The organism is Enterobacter cloacae complex sp. 394F7 (assembly GCF_057320385.1).
Genome location: NZ_JBXWCS010000003.1, coordinates 38,570 through 58,750, shown reverse-complemented (window position 1 = coordinate 58,750; position 20,181 = coordinate 38,570). Strand labels below are relative to the sequence as shown.

Here is a 20,181-nt window from a genome sequence, read left to right as displayed (position 1 = left end):
GCTGATCACATTTCCATCATTAAGCGAATGACGCGGGAAAAAATAGCCATAATATAAAATAAAACACTGTTTTATTATTCGAAAGCTACGGTTCGGATGTCCTGAAACTCATACCGTCATTTCACCCACTGATTGCCAGGTAGGTCTGTATGAATGAAAACAAGCTGCTGGGGCTCGCATGGATATCACCCTACATTATTGGGTTGATACTCTTTACGGCTTTCCCCTTCGTCTCATCGTTTTTCCTCAGTTTCACGGATTACGATTTGATGAGCCCGCCGGTGTTTAACGGCATCGAAAACTATCGCTATATGTTTACCGAAGACACGCTCTTCTGGACATCAATGGGTGTCACGTTCGCGTATGTATTTTTGACCATTCCGCTGAAGCTCGCGTTTGCATTAGGGATTGCGTTTGTTCTCAACTTCAAATTACGCGGGATCGGCTTTTTCCGTACCGCTTACTATATTCCGTCGATCCTCGGCAGCTCCGTGGCGATTGCTGTGTTGTGGCGCGCCTTATTTGCGATAGATGGTCTGCTGAACAGCTTTATTGGCGTATTTGGCTTCGACCCGGTGAACTGGCTGGGTGAACCCTCTCTGGCGCTGATGTCCGTGACCCTGCTGCGCGTCTGGCAGTTCGGCTCCGCGATGGTCATCTTCCTGGCGGCGCTGCAAAACGTTCCGCAGTCTCAGTATGAAGCGGCAATGATCGACGGCGCGTCCAGATGGCAAATGTTCATGAAAGTGACCGTGCCGCTGATTACGCCGGTGATTTTCTTCAACTTCATCATGCAAACCACTCAGGCATTCCAGGAATTTACCGGGCCGTACGTCATTACCGGCGGCGGACCAACCTACTCGACCTATCTGTTCTCGCTCTACATCTACGACACGGCGTTTAAATATTTCGATATGGGTTATGGCGCGGCGCTGGCGTGGATCCTGTTCCTGGTGGTGGCCGTCTTTGCCGGTATCGCCTTTAAGTCGTCGAAATACTGGGTGTTCTACTCCGCCGATAAAGGAGGCAAAAATGGCTGATATTCAACACCTTTCCGCGGCAAGAAGCGTCGCCGAACGCGAGGTTGCCCGTACGCAGCGCAGAGAGAAAATCAACGCCACCGTTCGCTATACGATCCTGCTGTTTGTCGGCCTGCTGATGCTCTACCCGCTGGTGTGGATGTTCTCAGCGTCGTTCAAACCGAACCACGAGATCTTCACTACCCTGAGCCTGTGGCCGGCACATGCCACCTGGGACGGGTTTATCAACGGCTGGAAGACCGGGACCGAGTACACCTTCGGCCATTACATGCTGAACACCTTTAAGTACGTGATCCCCAAAGTGATCCTGACCATTATCTCCTCCACCATTGTGGCGTATGGTTTTGCCCGCTTTGAGATCCCGTGGAAAAAATTCTGGTTCGCCACGCTCATCACCACCATGCTGCTGCCCAGCACCGTGCTGTTGATTCCGCAGTACCTGATGTTCCGTGAAATGGGCATGTTGAACAGCTACATGCCACTGTACCTGCCGCTGGCCTTCGCCACGCAGGGGTTCTTCGTCTTTATGCTGATCCAGTTCCTGCGCGGCGTGCCGCGTGACATGGAAGAGGCGGCGCAAATCGACGGCTGTAACTCCCTTCAGGTACTGTGGTACGTGGTGGTGCCGATCCTGAAACCGGCCATTATCTCCGTCGCCCTGTTCCAGTTCATGTGGTCAATGAATGACTTTATCGGGCCGCTGATTTATGTCTACAGCGTGGATAAATACCCGATTGCATTAGCGCTGAAAATGTCCATCGACGTTACCGAAGGTGCGCCGTGGAACGAAATTCTGGCAATGGCGAGCATCTCCATTCTGCCATCCATCATTGTGTTCTTCCTGGCCCAACGCTACTTCGTGCAGGGCGTCTCCAGCAGCGGAATTAAAGGTTAAGAGGGAAATATCATGGCAGAAGTTGTCTTCAATAAACTGGAAAAGGTTTACTCCAACGGCTTCAAAGCCGTACATGCTATCGACCTGAAGATCGCGGAGGGGGAGTTTATGGTGATCGTCGGTCCATCCGGCTGTGCCAAGTCCACCACCCTTCGCATGCTGGCGGGGCTGGAAACCATCAGCGGCGGTGAAGTGCGGATCGGCGATAAAATCGTGAACAACCTCGCACCGAAGGAGCGCGGCATTGCGATGGTGTTCCAGAACTACGCGCTCTACCCGCACATGACGGTGCGCGAAAATCTGGCCTTTGGTCTGAAGCTGAGCAAACTGCCGAAAGAGCAAATTGAGTCGCAGGTAAACGAAGCGGCAAAAATCCTGGAGCTGGAGTCACTGCTTGACCGCCTGCCGCGTCAGCTTTCCGGTGGACAGGCCCAGCGCGTTGCGGTTGGCCGCGCGATTGTGAAAAAGCCGGACGTGTTTCTCTTTGACGAACCGCTGTCAAACCTTGATGCCAAGCTCCGTGCCTCGATGCGTATTCGTATTTCAGATCTGCATAAGCAGCTGAAGCAGTCCGGTAAACCGGCCACCACCGTCTACGTCACGCATGACCAGACCGAAGCGATGACCATGGGCGACCGTATTTGTGTAATGAAGCTGGGCCACATCATGCAGGTCGATACCCCGGATAATCTTTACCACAAGCCCAACAACATGTTCGTCGCGGGATTCATCGGTGCACCGGAGATGAACATTCGTAAAAGCCAGCTGGTGGAAAAAGCCGGGCAACTGCACATCACCCTCGGCAATGAAACCATGCCGCTCAATGCACAAACGCAGGAGAAAGTCGCTGCTTACGCCGGTCAGGACGTGTTCTACGGCGTGCGTCCGGAATTTGTGTCGATCTCAGACTCGCCTTTCCCGGATGGGTGCAGCGGCGAAATGGTGCGCGTGGAGAACATGGGCCACGAATTCTTTGTGTACCTGAAGGTAGCAGACCACGAACTGACCGCCAGAATCCCTTCGGAAGAGGCTAAGCCGATGATTGCTAAAGGGCTTAACCGCAAAGTCTATTTCCGCTTCGACATGAATAAGTGCCATATTTTTGACGCAAAAACTGAACTGAACCTCTCTCTCTGATGGAGCAAGAAAAATGAAAAATGTGCTTTTAAGCGCAGCAATCTCCGCGACCCTGGGCCTTACTGCTTTGCCATCGATGGCGCAAAATACCGATTTACGTATGTCCTGGTGGGGCGGTAATGGCCGTCACCAGGTGACGCTGAAAGCGTTAGAAGAGTTCCATAAACAGAACCCGGACATTAACGTTAAGGCGGAATACACCGGCTGGGACGGCCATCTTTCCCGTCTGACCACCCAGATCGCAGGCGGCACAGAGCCGGATGTGATGCAAACCAACTGGAACTGGCTGCCGATCTTCTCGAAAACCGGCGACGGCTTTTACGATCTGAACAAAATGAAGGACGTGATAGATCTAAGCCAGTTTGATGCCAAAGAGCTCCAGTCCACAACGGTCAACGGCAAGCTGAACGGGATCCCAATTTCCGTGACCGCGCGCGTCTTCTACTTTAACGACGAAACGTGGAAAAAAGCGGGCATCGAGTACCCAAAAACCTGGGACGAACTGATGGCCGCCGGTAAAACCTTCGAAAGCAAGCTCGGCAAGCAGTATTACCCTGTCATACTGGAACACCAGGACACGCTGGCGCTGCTAAATTCTTACATGGTTCAGAAATACAACATCCCTGCCGTGGACGAGAAAACCAAAAAATTCACCTACAGCAAGGCGCAATGGGTGGAGTTCTTCCAGACCTACAAAAAACTGATTGATAGCCATGTGATGCCGGACACCAAATACTATGCGTCGTTTGGCAAGAGCAACATGTATGAGATGAAGCCGTGGATCCACGGGGAATGGGGCGGCACCTATATGTGGAACTCCACCATCAATAAATACTCCGATAACCTCAAGCCACCGGCAAAACTGGTGCTGGGCAGTTACCCGATGCTGCCGGGTGCCACGGATGCGGGCCTGTTCTTCAAACCGGCACAGATGCTGTCGATCGGTAAATCGACCAAAAACCCGGAAGCGGCGGCAAAGCTGATTAACTTCCTGCTGAACAGTAAAGAGGGTGTGGAGACGCTGGGCCTGGAGCGTGGCGTACCGCTGAGCAAAGTGGCGGTTCAGTACCTGACTGAAGCCGGTACCATTAAAGAAAACGACCCGTCGGTTGCAGGCCTGCGTCTGGCGCAGTCGCTGCCTGCAAAACTCAGCGTGTCACCTTACTTTGACGATCCACAGATTGTGGCGCAGTTCGGCACCTCGCTGCAGTATATCGACTATGGTCAGAAATCGGTGGAAGAGACCGCTGCAGATTTCCAGCGTCAGGCTGAGCGTATTCTGAAGCGGGCGATGCGTTAACCCTCACTCCGGCCCTCTCCCTTAAAAGGAGAGGGAGCAAACCATTCCCTCTCCTTTGGGGCTGAGGGATCCCCAGTAATTTTTTACCGAAAGCGATGAATGTTGCTTCAGGAAAATTAATGACTTACAGCGACGCCCTGGTCCGGCTGTAAATCGCTGAGGCGTTCCCTGCAGGCCGGGGCGAGGCGCATAGATGCGCCGAGAGGGCAGCTTTACAGGGACGTTACATCCGCCCGTCCCCAATAAGCCGGAAGGAATAAGCCCAGGGCACCGCGAAGCGGCGATTTACCGCCGGGAGCCCGGGTCGCCAGGGCGGCGGCGATTGAGCCGCCCTGGCACGTTCACAAGTCATGCCGTTACAGAGTAGCAAGGAACAGAAAGTGAACGGAATTACCTCTACAGCCGTATGTTCCCCCTCACCCCAACCCTCTCCCTCAAGGGAGAGGGGGTCCTCCGTGCAGACATTATTTTATGGGGATCCCTCAACCTTTGGGGAGAGGGTTAGGGCGAGGGAATAAATTACACGCCAATATTACGTAATTTCTCCCCGCTCATCAGCTTGCGTTCAATATGCTCCAGCGTCACGCCTTTGGTTTCAGGAATCAGCCAGAAGGTCACACCGATAAACACCACGTTCAGTACCGTGTAGAGCCAGAACGTTCCTGCTGCGCCAATGGCATCCAGCAGCGTCAGGAAGGTTGCGCCGATGATCATGTTCGACACCCAGTTGGTGGTGGTGGAACAGGTGATGCCAAAGTCGCGGCACTTCAGCGGCTGAATTTCAGAGCACAGGATCCACACCACCGGTGCGGCGCTCATGGCATATCCGGCGATACACATCATGGTCATCCCGACAGAGAGCCAGGAGAGACCGCTTGAGGCGGTGCCATTATCAAACTGCATCAGACAGTAACCGAGGATCAGCGTACCGAGCGCCATTACGCTAAAGCCAATCTTCAGCGCCGGTTTACGACCGGCTTTATCCACGGTAAATACCGCGATAAACGTGGCAAACATAAAGGTCAGCCCGACCACCAGCGTTGCAATCATCTGCTGTTCAGTGGTGGTAAATCCGGCCATTTTGAAGATACGCGGCGCGTAATACATGATGATGTTCATCCCGGTGAACTGCTGCATCGCCTGCAGCAGCATGCCAAGGAACACCGCGCGACGCACGTTGCGGTTGGCTTTAAACAGCGACCAGCCGCCCTGCTTCAGCTTCAGGCTTTCACGGATCTCGTTCAGCTCTTCACGCGCTTTCTCTGAGGTATCACGCAGCATGCGCAGCACCTCTTCCGCTTCCACGTGACGACCTTTCTGCGCCAGCCAGCGCGGGCTGTTCGGCAGGAAAATCACCAGTACAATCAGCAACAGCGCCGGCAGCGCCAGCACGCCCAGCATGGCGCGCCAGTTACCGCTGTAGCTGAAGTAAGTATCCGACAGAAACGCCAGTACGATACCCAGCGTGACCATCAGCTGGTACATACTGATCATCTTGCCGCGCACGTTCTCGCTCGCCATCTCCGAGAGATACAGCGGCGCAGTGTAGGAGGCAATCCCGACCGCCACGCCCAGCAGGACGCGGGAGAGCAGCAGCACTTCCACGTTGGTGGCGAACGCAGAGCCAATGGAGCCAGCCACAAACAGGATCGCCCCAACCATCAGGCTATATTTGCGCCCGAGACGGAACGAGAGCCAGCCGTTGAACAGCGCGCCGATGGCCGCGCCAAGCATCATGCTGCTCACCACCCACTCCTGCAGGCGACTGCTCAGCGTAAAGTGATCGGTAATAAACGGTAATGCGCCAGCAATGACGCCGATATCCAGTCCAAATAACAAGCCAGCCACTGCCGCCGCAATGGAGACAAACTGGTTCATGCGGCGAGTATCGCGCAGCGCCGCGGGCATGAGGGTAGAGTCATTTATAGATGTCATAGTTTCCTGCCTGAACAGAGAAATTCGTTAAGTGAAATTACGAGATAGCGAAGAAAAGTGTCAGGCCGGAATTCGCGAAGATATGGATTATTTCGCTATGGCATGGCGATCTGTGATGGACATTACAATTTCAACTCGCGGTGAAATATCGCCATATTTTACTAATTGATTAATATTTAAGTAATAAAACTGTGATGCGTGTCATTTATGATTTTTTAGTATGGATTTTTCATCTTTGTCGATATGGATAATGACAATTTTTGAGCAAAAAAAAACCTCCACCCGCAGGCAGAGGCTCTTTCGTCAGCGCGAATTAACGCGCCAGCCAGCCGCCATCAACCGCTACGGTATAACCGTTGATGTAGTCCGACGCCTTCGATGCCAGGAACACCACAGGTCCTTTCAGATCGTCCGGCAGCCCCCAACGCCCTGCCGGGATTCGGTCAAGGATTTCCGCGCTACGCTGCTCGTCCGCACGCAGCTGCTGGGTGTTGTTGGTCGCCATGTAGCCCGGGGCAATGGCGTTAACGTTGATATTGTGCTTCGCCCATTCGTTCGCCAGCAGACGGGTGACCCCCATCACTGCGCTTTTTGACGCGGTGTAAGACGGCACCCGGATGCCCCCCTGGAAGGAGAGCATGGAGGCGATATTGATAATCTTGCCGCCGTTCCCCTGAGCGATGAAGTGTTTCGCCGCCGCCTGAGACATAAAGAACACGCTTTTGATATTCAGGTTCATCACGTCGTCCCAGTCGCGCTCGCTGAAGTTAATCGCGTCTTCACGGCGGATCAACCCGGCATTATTGACCAGAATATCGATATGACCGAATTCCGCCACGGCGCGATCCAGCAGGTCAGGAATGGCGTCGATTTTACGCAGGTCCGCGGTCAGGCTCAGGAAACGGCGGCCCAGCGCGGTCACGCGCTCGATGGTTTCCGTAGGCTCGACGATGTTGATGCCCACGATATCGCAGCCCGCTTCTGCCAGCCCTAACGCCATGCCCTGGCCCAGACCGGTGTCACAACCGGAAACCACAGCCACTTTACCTTGCAGAGAGAATGCATCCAGAATCATGTTTGTTCCTTACTCTTTCGATGCCTGTCAGCAACAGGCAGATTTATGCTTAACTGCCCGCGACTAGCGCAGATCTTTTACCGCGACGTGGTCCATGTCATCAAAGACCTGGTTTTCACCGACCATTCCCCAGATGAAGGTGTACGCCTTCGTCCCCACGCCGGAGTGAATTGACCAGCTTGGAGAGATAACCGCCTGCTCGTTATGCATCACGATATGGCGTGTTTCCTGCGGTTGCCCCATCATGTGGAATACGCAGGCATCCTCATCCATGTTGAAGTAGAAATAGACCTCCATGCGGCGCTCGTGGGTATGGCACGGCATGGTGTTCCACAGGTTGCCCGGCGCCAGCTCGGTCATCCCCATGCTGAGCTGGCAGGTCTCCAGCACATCCGGAACGAAGTATTTGTTGATGGTGCGACGATTGCTGGTGAGGTTATCGCCCAGCGTCACCGGGGCTACGTCTGCCGGGGTAACTTTTTTGGTAGGACAGGTGGTGTGAGCCGGGGCGCAGTTGTAGTAAAACTTCGCTGGCGTGCTGCCGTCGACGCTGGCAAAAACCACCTCTTTCGCGCCCTTGCCGACATACAGCGCGTCGCGGTGACCAATTTCGTAGCACTGGCCGTCAACCGTAATGGTGCCCGGCCCGCCAATGTTAATCACGCCCAGTTCACGCCGTTCCAGGAAATAGCTCACGCCGAGCTGCTTACCCACTTCCCCACCCACGGAGACAGTTTTGGTCACCGGCATAATTCCGCCCACAATAATGCGGTCAATGTGGCTGTAGACCATGGTGTAGCGATCGGCTTCAAACACCTGCTCAACTAAAAATTCACTGCGCAGCCCCTGCGTGTCGAGGGTTTTGGCGTGCGCGCTGTGGATGCTTTGTCTGACGTCCACGATAACCTCCAGAATGGATCGTGCCCGAAGGCAGAAAATTAACGAAACATCGTTCCGTTTTAAGGATAAGCACAGTGTAAACGCCCATAATGGGGTTTTCAATTACATTTAAAACATCGTTTCATTTTTTGTGATTCTTTATACCAGAAATGGTGTTCCGATCACGGAAGCGTCAGGATTCGCCGCTTCATCTCCCTCAAACTGACAAACTGCGTGATAAGTCACACTAAATAAAACAGTGTTTTGATAATTTAACACCTACTTTTTAATCTTATTTTTATTGCCGAAAGGAGCGCATTATGGCTAAAGGTATGCGGGTCAAGCTGAACTACGAGATCGGCCGGGATCCGGATACAGGCGTGGAAGTCACGCGTCTGACCCCGCCTGAAGTAACCTGTCATCGCAACTACTTTTACCAGAAGTGCTTCTTTAATGACGGCAGTCATCTGCTGTTCGCCGGAGCGTTCGATGGTCACTGGAACTATTACCTGCTGGATCTGCAGAACGCCGAAGCCGTACAGCTGACAGAGGGCGCAGGCGATAACACCTTTGGCGGATTTCTCTCCCCGGACGATCGCGCCTTCTACTATGTGAAGAACGATCGCACGCTTATGGAGGTCTCTCTTGAGACACGGGCAGAGCGTGAAGTGTACCGCGTCCCGGATGACTGGGTCGGTTACGGCACCTGGGTGGCGAACAGCGACTGCACCAGCCTTGTGGGCATTGAAATTGCGAAACGCGACTGGACACCGCTGAACGACTGGCAAATTTTCCACGACTTCTTCCATAAAGGGCCACACTGCAGGTTGCTGCGCGTGGATCTGAAAACCGGCGAGAGCTCAATCATTCATGAAGAGAAGAAGTGGCTGGGGCATCCTATCTATCGTCCGTTTGATGACCATACGGTGGCGTTTTGTCACGAGGGACCACACGATCTGGTCGATGCCCGGATGTGGCTGGTCAACGAAGATGGCACCGACATACGTAAAGTCAAAACCCATGCACAAGGTGAAAGCTGTACCCACGAATTCTGGGTCCCGGATGGCTCCGCGCTGGTATACGTCTCGTATCTGAAAGGCCAGCAGGGTCGTTCCATCTGCCGCTTCGATCCACAAACCGGCGTGAATGAGACGATAATGCAGATGCCATCCTGTTCACATTTGATGAGTAATTTCGACGGCACGTTACTGGTGGGCGACGGTTCCGGCACACCGGTGGATGTGAAAGACACCCACGGTTACACCATCGATAACGATCCCTATCTCTACGCCTTTGACGTGGCGAAAAAGCGCTACTATCGCATCGCCCGTCATGACACCTCCTGGGCGACGGTGGAAAATAGCCGCCAGGTCACCCATCCGCATCCCTCCTTTACACCAGACGAGAAAGCGGTGCTGTTCAGTTCCGATAAAGACGGTAAACCTGCCCTCTATATTGCGAAACTCCCCGCGCAACCGGATATGTTGTCTGCATGATTTAAAAATGTGTTTCTGTAACTGGCCTTGCCCTCCTTACGGAGGGCTTTTTTTGCTCTGAACGTTTTGCCCGGTGACGCTGCGCTCACCGGGCCAGGAGGGAAATATCAGAAGGAATACGCCACGCCTAAACGGAAGCGGGTCTGACGTTCATCGCTCTCTTTCACACCCACGTTACCCACCTCAACATACGGCGCCCAGTTTTTATCCCATTTATACGCCAGCTTCGCGTTATATTCGGTGGAATAATCTTTATTATTATTACGGACCATCCCTTCCGTACTTTTTGCATAAACATAATTCAGTTCGGTACGCCAGTCTCCCATGACCCAGCCGACCCAGGCATCACCACGGTTAACTTTGTCATCGTCTTTATTAGAGCTCGACGGATAACGGGTATATTCATAACGGTAGCGCGCGGCCACGTAAAAGCCATTATCGAAACTGTATTGCAGGTGCAGGTTCGGTTTATAAATGGTACGGCTGTCGTTACTCTCAAGCGTGAACGCGGGAGTCAGCGCAATATTCTCTGTCGCTTTCCAGCGCCAGCTAATTTGATCTTCATGACCGTTACCCACCACATCCGCAAACGGCTGGTCGGCCTTATCACCACCCGATTTCCATTTCGCTTCTACCGAAAAACCGACGCCATTCGCAAAGCGATGCGAGACTGAAACACGGTCTGCATTTGCGCCGTTGTCGATGTATTCATGACGCAGATCGACGGTCACCGCCTGCGCGGCGAAAGAAGTACCAATAAGAGAAGCTACAACCAGAGATTTGTTAAACATGACAAAAACCCTCAATTAAAATAACGTTTCATTTTTATGGAATGGCAGTTTATTTTTTAATAAATGCTATTTTAGTGAGCAAGATCGTAATTATTTGTTTCATTTTTTTCGGTACAAATCGGCGTGATACACGTCAACAAACAAGTGGGATTTAGGCGAAATTAATGGAGGGAGATCACGTCAGGCAGGAATAACGCGCATAAAAAAACCTCCCATCGGGAGGTTTTTTTATGAAGGAAGGGATTAACGTTCGATAGCCAGCGCTACTCCTTGCCCACCGCCGATACAGAGCGTGGCAATGCCTTTACGGGCGTTACGCTTTTTCATCTCGTGAACCAGCGATACCAGAATGCGGCAGCCGGAAGCACCGATGGGATGACCGAGCGCAATCGCACCGCCGTTGACATTCACCCGCAGCGGATCCCACTCCAGCATTTTGCCCACTGAGATCGCCTGCGCGGCAAAGGCCTCGTTGACTTCAATCAGATCCACATCGGAAAGCTGCCAGCCCGCGCGATCCAGGCAGCGGCGGGTCGCATACACCGGCGCGATCCCCATTAACGCCGGATCAACCCCCACGCTGGCAAACGCCTTAATCCGGGCCAGCACGGGGAGATCCAGTTCCTGCGCTTTGCTTTCGCTCATCATCATCACCGCCGCCGCACCGTCGTTAATCGAAGAGGCATTTCCCGCCGTGACCGACCCTTGCGTTTCAAAAGCAGGATTGAGCATGGCCAGCCCTTCTGCGCTGGCATCGGTTCGCGGCTGCTCATCGGTGTCGACGACAATCGTCTGACCGTTCTGGCGCTGGGTGCACACCGGGACAATTTCATCGCGAAAACGCCCGGAATCAATCGCGGCACGCGCTTTCTGCTGCGAGCTCAACGCGTAAGCATCCTGCAGCTCACGGCTTATACCGTACTCACGCGCCAGGTTTTCCGCCGTCACGCCCATATGATAATCATTAAACGCGTCCCACAGCCCGTCATGCACCAGGCTGTCGAGCAGCTGGCTGTTACCCAGCTGCGCGCCGGTGCGGCTGTCGGTGAGGACATGCGGCGCGCGGCTCATGTTCTCCTGCCCACCGGCAATGACCACATCCGCTTCACCACACTGGATGGCCTGCGTGGCAAGATGCAGCGCCTTTAACCCTGAGCCACAGACGTCGTTGATGGTGATTGCCGAGACGGTGTTGGGCAGGCCGCCTTTTAGCGCCGCCTGACGGGCAGGGTTTTGCCCGGCGCCGGCCGTCAGGACCTGTCCGAGGATCACCTCATCGACTTCATGTGCCGGGATCCCGCTGCGCTCCACCAGCGCTTTCACCACCACGCTACCCAGTTCAACAGCCGAGTGACGCGCCAGCGCTCCCTGAAAACAGCCGATAGCTGTACGCAACGCACCCACTATAACGACATCTTTCATCACCACCTCTGCGTTAAAGGACATGACGATAGTAGAGGATTGTTACTGGCATTTATCTTAATTGTTTAAAAATAGTGAGTTTAATCACAAGGATCAGCGTGCGTCCTGCAGATACTGCCGCAGCCAGCTTCCGGCGACGCCGGGAGGGGATCGTTTATTCCATAGCAAATCAATACCGATCGCGCGAGGCCAGCCAGGGACATTCAACTGCACCAGCGATTTCGCGGCGGCAAATTCTTCCACCAGCGCACACGGCAACACGCACCAGCCAAATCCCTGCACCGCCATACTCAGCAGTAACAGGTAATTCGGTGCCGACCAGACCGGCCCCCGGGCGAGCGTTGCCTCGCGCTCCAGGTAGGTGCTGAGCCGCAGTTCCCGCCAGCCGTGCAGCTCATCGGCCTGCACTTCATGTTGCCCGGCCAGAGGATGCGTGGTCGCGACATAAATCGCCATCCGGGTTTGCATCGGCAGCCGGGTGACGCCGATATCGGTCGGGTAAACGTCACGCGCCTCCGTCAGGCCAACCTGCGCCCTCTCCTTTTGCAGCAGATCGATGACGTCCTCTTCCTCGCCAATCAGGCACTCAAATTCCGTATGGGGAAAACGCTGGTCAAACTGGTGCATCAGATCTTCCAGCACGTCCGGGTTAAGCGTATCAGAGAGGACAAACGTCAGGCGCGCCTCCGTTTGCGCGGTCAACGATACCGCCAGTTCGTCCAGCCGCGTGCTGGCGGCGAGGATCGCCTGGACATAGCCCAGCACCTGCTCTCCCTGAGCGGTTAACACCGGCTGGCGCGCCGAACGGTCGAACAGATCAAAGCCGAGGTCAGCTTCAAGATTGGCAATCGAGGTGCTGATTGTTGACTGGCTTTTACGCAGCCGCCGTGCGGCAGCAGAGAAAGATCCCGCTGCCACGGTTTCAACAAACGCGGTAAGGGCTTCAGGTGAGTAGCGCATAACCTATCTACTTTATCGATGGATACCATCTTTAATATATCACCTTTAGCGATAAAAATAGGCGCCATCAACGCCCATACCGGCGAATTAATGAGGTCGAAAGCTATGCAACATCAGGATGCACTCCAACGTAAACTGCCGGAGCGGATCTTCCACGCGGTCTGCTTTGAGGGGATTGCCACGGCGATCCTCGCCCCAACGGCAGCGTGGCTGATGCAGCGTTCCGTGGTGGAGATGGGTGGGTTGACCATTATCCTCGCCACCACGGCCATGCTCTGGAACATTATTTATAACTTCGGTTTCGACCGTTTCTGGCCTGTCCAGCGCGTAAAACGCACGGCAAAAGTCCGCGCGATGCATGCCCTGGGGTTCGAATGTGGGTTTATCGTGATTGGCGTGTCGATTGTCGCCGCGGTTCTGGGCGTCACGCTGCTGCAGGCATTCACGCTGGAAATAGGTTTCTTCCTGTTCTTCCTGCCCTACACCATGTTCTACAACTGGGCGTATGACACGTTACGTGAGAAATTCCTGAAGCGTCGTCAGCAGCGACGCGCCCTGGCGGGCTAACTCCCCTCTGGCCGGACGACTGGTCCGGCCAAACTCCGTCGAAGCAACTGCGCTCTCAACGCATAACTATGGTAAATTGCACTCCATTCTGAATGGTTTGCTAGTTGATACGTTGCTCTAATGTCGAAAATTTGGTCAAAAGATGAGACTCTGTGGAGTTTCGCTCTCTATGGCACGGCCGTGGGCGCAGGAACGCTGTTCTTGCCCATCCAGCTGGGCTCCGCAGGCGCTATTGTCCTGTTCATTACCGCCCTTGTGGCCTACCCATTAACCTACTGGCCGCATAAAGCGCTGGCGCAATTTATCCTGTCGTCAAAAACGAAAGGCAATGAAGGGATCACCGGCGCGGTCTCCCACTACTACGGCAGGAAAATCGGAAATCTGATCACCACGCTCTATTTCATCGCCTTCTTCGTGGTGGTGCAGATTTACGCCGTGGCCATTACCAATTCATTAACCGAGCAGCTGGCAAAAAGGATGACGGTGGATACCGCCACTCGCGTGCTGGTCAGTTTTGGCGTGGTGCTGGTATTGAATCTTATCTTCCTGATGGGGCGACATATCACGATCAAAGTGATGGGCTTCCTGGTGTTTCCGCTGATCGCCTATTTCCTGTTTGTCTCCCTGTACCTGACCGGCAGCTGGCAACCCTCACTGCTCACCAGCCAGATGGCGTTTGATCGCCACACTTTGCATCAGGTGTGGATCTCAATCCCGGTGATGGTGTTCGCGTTTAGCCATACGCCGATTATCTCCACCTTTGCCGTCGATCGCCGCGAGAAGTTCGGTGACGCAGCCATGGACAAGTGCAAGAAAATCATGAAGGTGGCGTATCTGATCATCTGCCTGAGCGTGCTGTTCTTTGTGTTCAGCTGCCTGCTCTCGATTCCGCCGTCCTATATTGTGACCGCAAAAGAGCAAGGGGTGACGATCCTGTCAGCGCTGTCGATGATGCCCTCTTCTCCGGCCTGGCTCGGCATTTCCGGCATTATTGTGGCGATTATTGCCATGTCGAAATCGTTCCTGGGCACCTATTTTGGGGTGATTGAAGGGGCGACGGAAATCGTAAAGTCGTCGCTGAATCAGGTCGGCGTGAAGAAGAGCCGCGCCTTTAACCGTGCGATTTCTATTCTGGGCGTGTCGCTGATCACCTTTGCGGTCTGCTGCATTAACCCGAACGCCATCTCGATGATTTACGCCATCAGCGGTCCGCTTATCGCCATGATCCTGTTTATCATGCCGACGCTGTCGACCTACCTGATCCCCGCCCTGAAGCCGTATCGCTCCATTGGCAGCCTGCTCACGCTGATTGTTGGCGTGCTGTGCGTGTCGGTGATGTTTGTCGGCTAACCCTCGCGTGCCCGGCCTTCTGCCGGGCGCGTCTGATTTTTACAGTGGAAACGGTCTGTCCTGCACGACCGTTTTCATCACCAGCGTAGAGCGAAGATGCTGTACGCCAGGCATGGCAGAAAGTTTCTCGTCATACAGTTTCTGAAAAGCCGACAGATCGCGGGTGACAACATGCATCAGGTAGTCGGGATCGCCAAATAATCGCTGGGCCAGCACGATTTGCGGGATCTCTTCCACCGCCTCTTCGAACGCGCTGACCGCTTTCTTATCACCCTCTTTCAGGGTGGCAAACACAATCGCCAGGAAATTAAACCCCATTTTGGCGGGATCGAGATTGGCGCGATACCCCGTAATGGCTCCGCTCTGCTCCAGCGCACGTACGCGTCGGTGACACGGAGAGAGGCTCAGGTTCACCCGCTCCGCCAGCTCCGTAAGAGATAAACGGCCATCAGCCTGCAGTTCAGCAAGAATTTTTCGATCAATGCTATCCATATGGAAGATTTTCTCAATTTTAGCGTTTTATGAGCATAACATTGAAAACTCATTTCGTACCGATACCGATATTCTTTCTCTCCGGGTAATTCAGATACAGGAGTTTCACAGACGATGGAAATGAGTATTGTGGCCGGTTTTTGGGTGGTGTCCTTCCTGCTCATCATGACACCGGGTGCAGACTGGGCCTATGCGATCAGCGCCGGGATCAACGGGCGGCGCGTAGTGCCGGCGGTGATGGGGCTGATGTCCGGGCATCTGCTCGCCACGCTGGTCGTAGTGGCGGGCGTGGGTGTGTTGATTGCTCAACATCCACTGGCATTATCAGGGCTGACAATTGCGGGGGCGGTTTATCTGCTGTGGCTCGGCATCACGCTGTTACGCCATCCTGCCGCGCCGGAAAGCACCGTGCAGCATGCAGGAAACTGGAAACAGTGGGCGGTGAAGGGATTATGTATCAGCGGGCTCAACCCAAAAGTCTTCTTACTGTTTCTGGCGTTGCTTCCGCAGTTTACCGATCCAAAGGGAAGCTGGTCGATTGCCACGCAGATGTCAGCCTTGGGTGTGATGCATCTTATCACCTGCACACTGGTCTATTTGCTGGTGGGATATGGTTCGAAAGCGGTGCTGGCGACCCGTCCGCAGGCGGCACGTGCGGTGAGCATGGCCTCAGGGGGGATTATGGTGGCGATCGCGCTGGGATTGCTGCTGGAGCAGGTGAGATAAAAAAACACCGGCCATCGCCGGTGTGTTTTACGCCCGAATATCGTCATATTCCCGCGTGTTATCAAACTCATGCTTTGCAAACGGGCACAGCGGGATAATTTTGCGATTCTCACCGCGCATTTTCTCCACCACCTTCGCCACCAGCTGCTTACCAACCCCTTGCCCCTTCAGGCTCGGATCGACATCGGTATGCTCAATAATACTCAGATGCTCACCTGTGGGCACGAAGACAATCTCTGCAACCTGATTGCCGTTCGCATCGTTCACATAAAACTTGTTATGGCCTTCCAGAATATCCATGGTTCCTCGCTTATTTTTGGCGATACTGCAGCGCACCGCTCGGGCAGGTATCAATCACGCGTATAACGGTTTCCACGTCCACTTCATCAGGAATGATCCACGGTTTACGTTTCAGATTAAACAGCTTTGCGCTGCCGCGAACGCAGTTACCGGAGTGTTTGCAGATCCCGGTATTGAAGTAGACGTCAATTTTCTCCCCGGTATAGGCCCGGTAACCCGCATCCAGTAGTTCTTTATCCATGACATTGCCTCTGTAATTATTATCGTGCTGAATGAAGCATAGCCTTACGGGATCCTGATGGCTATAACGTATAGCGTTTTCTTGCCGGATTGTTTCCCCTGCGTGCATGACTGAGGCTGACGGGGTGGCTGCGTCAGCCTGGCTGATTATTCCCGCCGGGATATTTAAAATTAAACAAGTTTAATCTGAAGATGTATCGGTTGTTTACGATAATGTCCGCTCTGCTTATTTAACACGAGTCCCCCATGAAGAAACAGTCATTATTACTGACTCTGCTCAGCCTCAGTTTATTAACCGCCTGCAGCGCTTCTGCGCCTGATAAGGTTGAACAAATCCATCATCTGCAGATCCCATTAGTTTTGCCAGGAGAAAAACCGCCAGAAATTCCGGCATCGCATATCGCTGCGCTGTATCAGGAAAATAAAGTTCAGATCGACCGTTTAACGGCGCAGTTGAAATCAGATTATTTACAACAGACTACCGCGAAAGATATTTTTACCGAAGATAGCCCTGTTCAGTCGGTCTTCGCCTCGCTGACTAAACTTGAGCAGCTGGAAATGGTTAATCAGCAGTACCTGAAAGATAAAAACGTCATGGGGCTGCAAAAGATTAACATTGTCCTTCAACCTTTAGTCACCAGTTAAATGCCAAAAGCCCAACTGCTGAACAGTCGGGCTTTTGTAACGGAAAGGATGGCAAGGATTAATCGTGCTGTCCAAATCGCCATGTCAGTCCAGCAGTCACAGAGCTTACGTCGCTGCTGACGCCAATCTGGTTGGCATTACCCATGTTGCTTACCCATTGATATTCCAGACGGCCCGCTAAATTTTTGTTAAACGCATACTCCGTCCCGACTGCGGCAAGCGGGCGAACGCCTGTTTCAAAACGATTGTGACCACTTACATCAGATTCAGCACGATAGGCCATCGCCCCGGCACGACCATAGATATCCCAGTTGTCGGTCACGGCATAGCTGGCTTTTAAGGACATCTGCAGCCCCTGGCTTTTCATTTGTGCCCCCGCACTATGTTTGCCTTTAATCTGCATATTGCCTAAATAATCGTACCCGCCTTCCAGTGCCAGCCACGGAGTCATCTGATAACCCGCGTATACCCCACCACCGACATTATCATGATCGATATTATACTGGTTCGAGCCATTATTATTATCGCTCGCTTTCGATCCGGTGCTGGCGTCAAAATAGTGTGACCAGCCGAATTTAGCACCGCTATACCAGGTGCCTGTATCTGCCGCTGCAAATGCAGACGTTGCGGTAAAAGCGTTAGCCAGAATTAATGCAACAAGTGTCTTTTTCATAGAAATCCCGTTTACTCTGTTGAATATTTCAGTGAGCAAACGATATCGACAAACACGACAATCGCGAAATCATTTTATGTTTATTTTTAAATTTTAAAATGACTCTGGCAAATGCCCTACCTCCAGTAAATATCCGCCACGTTTGAACGCGATATATTTACCTTGCTTAAGTGCAGATAATACATTGAGAATACTGCTGCGGGAAAGAAGCGTACGATCCTGAATATATTCCAGAATAGTTGTTCGCATCCGCACCTCATCGGGCAGTAATATCATCTCCTGCAGATAGCTGCGAATCACGGAATAGGTGCGCTGCTGCACAACCTGGGCATCACGATAAATGAGATAGGCCGTATGGTACGACAGCAAGGCTGCCACATCCTCCCAGACGCCCTGTTCACGAAATCGCGCGGCGGCTTCATCTGCATCAGCACGCAAAATCAGAGACTCCCGTTCTGCGCGTAATATATGTCCTTGCGTCGGCTGGATCATCTCGGCAATGCCGAACAGATGTGGCTCAAAAACGCTAACTAACAGTAACCCGTCAGATGCCCGCAACAAAGAAAGCTCTCCTTCCTGGAAAAGATACATTTGCTGGCGGCCTTTATGTTTCCAGGTAATCCGCTTACGCGGCGCGAGCTTCACTTTTTCCGCAATGGGTTCAAGTACCGCCGTCAGACGTTCAATGGAGTGTTCAGGGCGAACAGGAGGCAATATATGCATGACACCACCTTTGGGTATTCGATAATGGCCAGTATAGACCACAGCGGCCATCACTCAGACTGGTATGAGGGAATGAAGGTATATCAGAGGGTATGGCATACGTAAAAAGATAATTTGTTTATTTTTGAACTTTACCCGCATGACACGTGATAAGTATGCCCGATTTCCTGAAGTCCTTACATGAATATCAACGTAAACAATGGGGAGAATAAACGATTTAAAAACCCTGCACTCACCCTCTTATTTCTTAAGATTATTCCTAATTCAGCGATAATTATTTTAATATTTTTAATTGATTACAAAATCGCAACCCTTAATAAAGCTTTTAGCGTTTTGAATTGTATATACCACCTGACTATTCTCATTCCTGCCGATAACAACCGGGTAATGATGATGAGAAGTTCGTGCTTCTCAGGATTTTATTTATTCAAATTATCAGGCGGTTAGCAGAACTGAGTGACTTAAATCACGCATTTCGTAAGGACTATCTTTCAATGGCGAAATTCTTCGCCACGCTGTCACAGGAGTCAGACATGAGCGAAAATTTAATCTGGTCAGGAAAAGTTGACGCAAAAAATGCCGAAGGGACAAATACAGGAGTTGCCCTCAAAGCGGGAGAGATAATTACTATTCTGGCCAGTGGTTGGGCCAGGAATGGAAGTGAAAATTTTGCGCTTACCGCACCACAGGGGCGTATTCCCCGAGAGGGTGAAACGCTAACGTTACGCAATCCTTCGCTTCAGGCACGCCTTGGTAACGAAAATTATCCGGTTGGTAATCATAAATACCGCTGGTCGGTGCCAGCTGAAGGGACGTTGACGCTGTTTTTTGCCGATGGCAAAGACCAGTACAAAGACAACGCCGGTGAATTCAGCGTTGAAGTGTATCGCGAGGCAGATATTTCCGCCGCTGCGGCAGCTCCGTTTGAAGATTTAACCAACTTTGAGCGCGATAACTGGAATAACTGGCAGGCCGGACCTGCCGGGCACGATCTTTACCTGGTTGACGCCAGCACCCGCGCCGTCGAGTTTATTACCAGACCTAATAAAAACCATGCCGGTGAGATCCTCAAAAAGACGCTGACAGGTCTGACTGCCGGGCATGAATATACCTGGACGGTGAAAATTGCGCGCATCATAGGAAAATATGAAGCGCCAAAGGTTTCGCTGCGTGCTGATGGCAAAGACATTTCCGCCCCCCTGGAACTGAAGCAGGCGAATGAATGGGTAACCCTGAGTGGAAAATTCAAAGCCACGGGCAGTCAGGCTGAACTCGCGGTAGTCAGCCATGTGTCAGCCAGTATGGGAAATGATTTCCGCATCAAGGAACTGAAGATAAAGGGTTAACGTCAAAAAAGTCGGGCTGCTATTCAGCGAGAATGCTGGATGGCAGTTTGATGTTCAAAAAAGTTAATTTCATGCAAAATGAACACCGGTGGGGTAATAACTGATCAGAACACTCGTCCGAAAAAATGTATCCACTTCATAAAAGATCATAACGCCTCAAAAATTTCACCATTAAAGAGCCACACCCGG

The 20,181-nt window shown here is 52.6% G+C and carries 21 protein-coding genes; 10 read left to right on the top strand and 11 right to left on the bottom strand.

The genetic code is table 11. The features are described from left to right. Nucleotides 1–149: 149 nt before the first annotated feature. The 4 genes from AC2FAK_RS05160 to AC2FAK_RS05145 are packed head-to-tail and all read left to right on the top strand — an operon-like array spanning nt 150 to nt 4,372. On the top strand, nt 150–1,040 hold the full coding sequence (locus AC2FAK_RS05160; RefSeq protein WP_013098570.1) for a carbohydrate ABC transporter permease: 891 nt from the start codon (nt 150–152) through the stop codon (nt 1,038–1,040). Continuing rightward, nucleotides 1,033–1,935 carry a carbohydrate ABC transporter permease gene (locus AC2FAK_RS05155; RefSeq protein ID WP_023620436.1) on the top strand — a complete coding sequence of 301 codons (903 nt, stop codon included), beginning with the start codon at nt 1,033–1,035 and terminating at the stop codon, nt 1,933–1,935. Before AC2FAK_RS05160 ends, AC2FAK_RS05155 begins: the two co-directional genes overlap by 8 nt. Nucleotides 1,936–1,947: 12 nt before the next feature. Next, nucleotides 1,948–3,072, top strand: a complete 1,125-nt coding sequence (locus tag AC2FAK_RS05150; protein ID WP_023620437.1) for an ABC transporter ATP-binding protein — start codon at nt 1,948–1,950, stop codon at nt 3,070–3,072. A 13-nt stretch (nt 3,073–3,085) separates the two neighbouring features. After that, the gene (locus tag AC2FAK_RS05145) at nt 3,086–4,372 is read left to right on the top strand and encodes an ABC transporter substrate-binding protein (protein ID WP_095454963.1); all 1,287 of its coding nucleotides are present in this window, start codon (nt 3,086–3,088) and stop codon (nt 4,370–4,372) included. Nucleotides 4,373–4,891: 519 nt separating this feature from the next. Here the strand turns inward: AC2FAK_RS05145 and araE are convergent. The 3 genes from araE to kduI all read right to left on the bottom strand — a co-directional run bounded on the left by araE (nt 4,892) and on the right by kduI (nt 8,282). Further along, a complete protein-coding gene (gene araE, locus AC2FAK_RS05140) occupies nt 4,892–6,325 on the bottom strand; it encodes an arabinose-proton symporter AraE (protein WP_286012102.1) in 1,434 nt (477 codons plus the stop codon). 295 nt (nt 6,326–6,620) lie between these two features. Next, the gene (gene kduD / locus AC2FAK_RS05135; protein WP_013098575.1) at nt 6,621–7,382 is read right to left on the bottom strand and encodes a 2-dehydro-3-deoxy-D-gluconate 5-dehydrogenase KduD; all 762 of its coding nucleotides are present in this window, start codon (nt 7,380–7,382) and stop codon (nt 6,621–6,623) included. A 63-nt stretch (nt 7,383–7,445) separates the two neighbouring features. Beyond that, the gene (gene kduI / locus AC2FAK_RS05130) at nt 7,446–8,282 is read right to left on the bottom strand and encodes a 5-dehydro-4-deoxy-D-glucuronate isomerase (RefSeq protein ID WP_095454962.1); all 837 of its coding nucleotides are present in this window, start codon (nt 8,280–8,282) and stop codon (nt 7,446–7,448) included. Nucleotides 8,283–8,581: 299 nt separating this feature from the next. On the opposite strand from kduI, the gene AC2FAK_RS05125 reads away from it, so the two are divergent. After that, nucleotides 8,582–9,757 (top strand): oligogalacturonate lyase family protein, encoded by a 1,176-nt coding sequence (locus AC2FAK_RS05125; protein ID WP_029883167.1) that lies wholly within the window; start codon nt 8,582–8,584, stop codon nt 9,755–9,757. Between the two features lie 107 nt (nt 9,758–9,864). Here the strand turns inward: AC2FAK_RS05125 and AC2FAK_RS05120 are convergent, their stop codons facing one another. From AC2FAK_RS05120 to AC2FAK_RS05110, 3 genes are all read right to left on the bottom strand, one after another. Further along, nucleotides 9,865–10,548, bottom strand: a complete 684-nt coding sequence (locus tag AC2FAK_RS05120; RefSeq protein WP_020687115.1) for an oligogalacturonate-specific porin KdgM family protein — start codon at nt 10,546–10,548, stop codon at nt 9,865–9,867. A gap of 243 nt (nt 10,549–10,791) precedes the next feature. Continuing rightward, entirely contained in the window at nt 10,792–11,970 is a 1,179-nt protein-coding gene (locus AC2FAK_RS05115; RefSeq protein ID WP_023620438.1) for an acetyl-CoA C-acetyltransferase, read from the bottom strand. 93 nt (nt 11,971–12,063) lie between these two features. After that, nucleotides 12,064–12,930, bottom strand: a complete 867-nt coding sequence (locus AC2FAK_RS05110) for a LysR family transcriptional regulator (RefSeq protein WP_095454961.1) — start codon at nt 12,928–12,930, stop codon at nt 12,064–12,066. Nucleotides 12,931–13,035: 105 nt separating this feature from the next. Here AC2FAK_RS05110 and AC2FAK_RS05105 point away from each other — a divergent pair, with 105 nt between their 5' ends. Beyond that, nucleotides 13,036–13,497, top strand: coding sequence for a multidrug/biocide efflux PACE transporter (locus tag AC2FAK_RS05105; protein ID WP_038983886.1), 462 nt, complete (start codon nt 13,036–13,038; stop codon nt 13,495–13,497). 120 nt (nt 13,498–13,617) lie between these two features. Then, nucleotides 13,618–14,847 carry an amino acid permease gene (locus AC2FAK_RS05100; RefSeq protein ID WP_023620440.1) on the top strand — a complete coding sequence of 410 codons (1,230 nt, stop codon included), beginning with the start codon at nt 13,618–13,620 and terminating at the stop codon, nt 14,845–14,847. A 39-nt stretch (nt 14,848–14,886) separates the two neighbouring features. Here the strand turns inward: AC2FAK_RS05100 and AC2FAK_RS05095 are convergent, their stop codons facing one another. After that, nucleotides 14,887–15,339, bottom strand: coding sequence for an Lrp/AsnC family transcriptional regulator (locus AC2FAK_RS05095; protein ID WP_013098583.1), 453 nt, complete (start codon nt 15,337–15,339; stop codon nt 14,887–14,889). Between the two features lie 114 nt (nt 15,340–15,453). Here AC2FAK_RS05095 and AC2FAK_RS05090 point away from each other — a divergent pair, with 114 nt between their 5' ends. Then, complete coding sequence (locus tag AC2FAK_RS05090; RefSeq protein ID WP_020687110.1) at nt 15,454–16,065, top strand: LysE family translocator; 612 nt, start codon at nt 15,454–15,456, stop codon at nt 16,063–16,065. 27 nt (nt 16,066–16,092) lie between these two features. Here the strand turns inward: AC2FAK_RS05090 and AC2FAK_RS05085 are convergent, their stop codons facing one another. After that, nucleotides 16,093–16,365 (bottom strand): GNAT family N-acetyltransferase, encoded by a 273-nt coding sequence (locus tag AC2FAK_RS05085; protein WP_013098585.1) that lies wholly within the window; start codon nt 16,363–16,365, stop codon nt 16,093–16,095. 10 nt (nt 16,366–16,375) lie between these two features. After that, a complete protein-coding gene (gene yjdI / locus AC2FAK_RS05080; protein WP_095454960.1) occupies nt 16,376–16,606 on the bottom strand; it encodes a 4Fe-4S mono-cluster protein YjdI in 231 nt (76 codons plus the stop codon). Nucleotides 16,607–16,851: 245 nt separating this feature from the next. Here yjdI and AC2FAK_RS05075 point away from each other — a divergent pair, with 245 nt between their 5' ends. Then, the gene (locus tag AC2FAK_RS05075; RefSeq protein ID WP_095454959.1) at nt 16,852–17,250 is read left to right on the top strand and encodes a hypothetical protein; all 399 of its coding nucleotides are present in this window, start codon (nt 16,852–16,854) and stop codon (nt 17,248–17,250) included. A 58-nt stretch (nt 17,251–17,308) separates the two neighbouring features. On the opposite strand, the gene AC2FAK_RS05070 is transcribed toward AC2FAK_RS05075, so the two are convergent. Both AC2FAK_RS05070 and AC2FAK_RS05065 read right to left on the bottom strand, forming a co-directional pair. Then, nucleotides 17,309–17,923 (bottom strand): outer membrane beta-barrel protein, encoded by a 615-nt coding sequence (locus AC2FAK_RS05070; protein ID WP_095454958.1) that lies wholly within the window; start codon nt 17,921–17,923, stop codon nt 17,309–17,311. 93 nt (nt 17,924–18,016) lie between these two features. Beyond that, entirely contained in the window at nt 18,017–18,646 is a 630-nt protein-coding gene (locus AC2FAK_RS05065) for a helix-turn-helix domain-containing protein (RefSeq protein ID WP_013098589.1), read from the bottom strand. Nucleotides 18,647–19,179: 533 nt separating this feature from the next. Between AC2FAK_RS05065 and AC2FAK_RS05060 the strand changes: the two genes are divergently transcribed. Then, nucleotides 19,180–19,992, top strand: coding sequence for a LecA/PA-IL family lectin (locus tag AC2FAK_RS05060; RefSeq protein ID WP_234418901.1), 813 nt, complete (start codon nt 19,180–19,182; stop codon nt 19,990–19,992). The last annotated feature ends 189 nt before the right edge of the window (nt 19,993–20,181 follow it).

Coding starts and splice junctions, on each gene's coding strand:
- AC2FAK_RS05160 (WP_013098570.1), top strand. CDS start 150: ATGAATGAAAACAAGCTGCTGGGGCTCGCATGGATATCACCCTACATT.
- AC2FAK_RS05155 (WP_023620436.1), top strand. CDS start 1,033: ATGGCTGATATTCAACACCTTTCCGCGGCAAGAAGCGTCGCCGAACGC.
- AC2FAK_RS05150 (WP_023620437.1), top strand. CDS start 1,948: ATGGCAGAAGTTGTCTTCAATAAACTGGAAAAGGTTTACTCCAACGGC.
- AC2FAK_RS05145 (WP_095454963.1), top strand. CDS start 3,086: ATGAAAAATGTGCTTTTAAGCGCAGCAATCTCCGCGACCCTGGGCCTT.
- kduD (WP_013098575.1), bottom strand. CDS start 7,382: ATGATTCTGGATGCATTCTCTCTGCAAGGTAAAGTGGCTGTGGTTTCC.
- AC2FAK_RS05125 (WP_029883167.1), top strand. CDS start 8,582: ATGGCTAAAGGTATGCGGGTCAAGCTGAACTACGAGATCGGCCGGGAT.
- AC2FAK_RS05120 (WP_020687115.1), bottom strand. CDS start 10,548: ATGTTTAACAAATCTCTGGTTGTAGCTTCTCTTATTGGTACTTCTTTC.
- AC2FAK_RS05115 (WP_023620438.1), bottom strand. CDS start 11,970: ATGAAAGATGTCGTTATAGTGGGTGCGTTGCGTACAGCTATCGGCTGT.
- AC2FAK_RS05110 (WP_095454961.1), bottom strand. CDS start 12,930: ATGCGCTACTCACCTGAAGCCCTTACCGCGTTTGTTGAAACCGTGGCA.
- AC2FAK_RS05105 (WP_038983886.1), top strand. CDS start 13,036: ATGCAACATCAGGATGCACTCCAACGTAAACTGCCGGAGCGGATCTTC.
- AC2FAK_RS05100 (WP_023620440.1), top strand. CDS start 13,618: ATGTCGAAAATTTGGTCAAAAGATGAGACTCTGTGGAGTTTCGCTCTC.
- AC2FAK_RS05095 (WP_013098583.1), bottom strand. CDS start 15,339: ATGGATAGCATTGATCGAAAAATTCTTGCTGAACTGCAGGCTGATGGC.
- AC2FAK_RS05090 (WP_020687110.1), top strand. CDS start 15,454: ATGGAAATGAGTATTGTGGCCGGTTTTTGGGTGGTGTCCTTCCTGCTC.
- AC2FAK_RS05085 (WP_013098585.1), bottom strand. CDS start 16,365: ATGGATATTCTGGAAGGCCATAACAAGTTTTATGTGAACGATGCGAAC.
- yjdI (WP_095454960.1), bottom strand. CDS start 16,606: ATGGATAAAGAACTACTGGATGCGGGTTACCGGGCCTATACCGGGGAG.
- AC2FAK_RS05075 (WP_095454959.1), top strand. CDS start 16,852: ATGAAGAAACAGTCATTATTACTGACTCTGCTCAGCCTCAGTTTATTA.
- AC2FAK_RS05070 (WP_095454958.1), bottom strand. CDS start 17,923: ATGAAAAAGACACTTGTTGCATTAATTCTGGCTAACGCTTTTACCGCA.
- AC2FAK_RS05065 (WP_013098589.1), bottom strand. CDS start 18,646: ATGCATATATTGCCTCCTGTTCGCCCTGAACACTCCATTGAACGTCTG.
- AC2FAK_RS05060 (WP_234418901.1), top strand. CDS start 19,180: ATGAGCGAAAATTTAATCTGGTCAGGAAAAGTTGACGCAAAAAATGCC.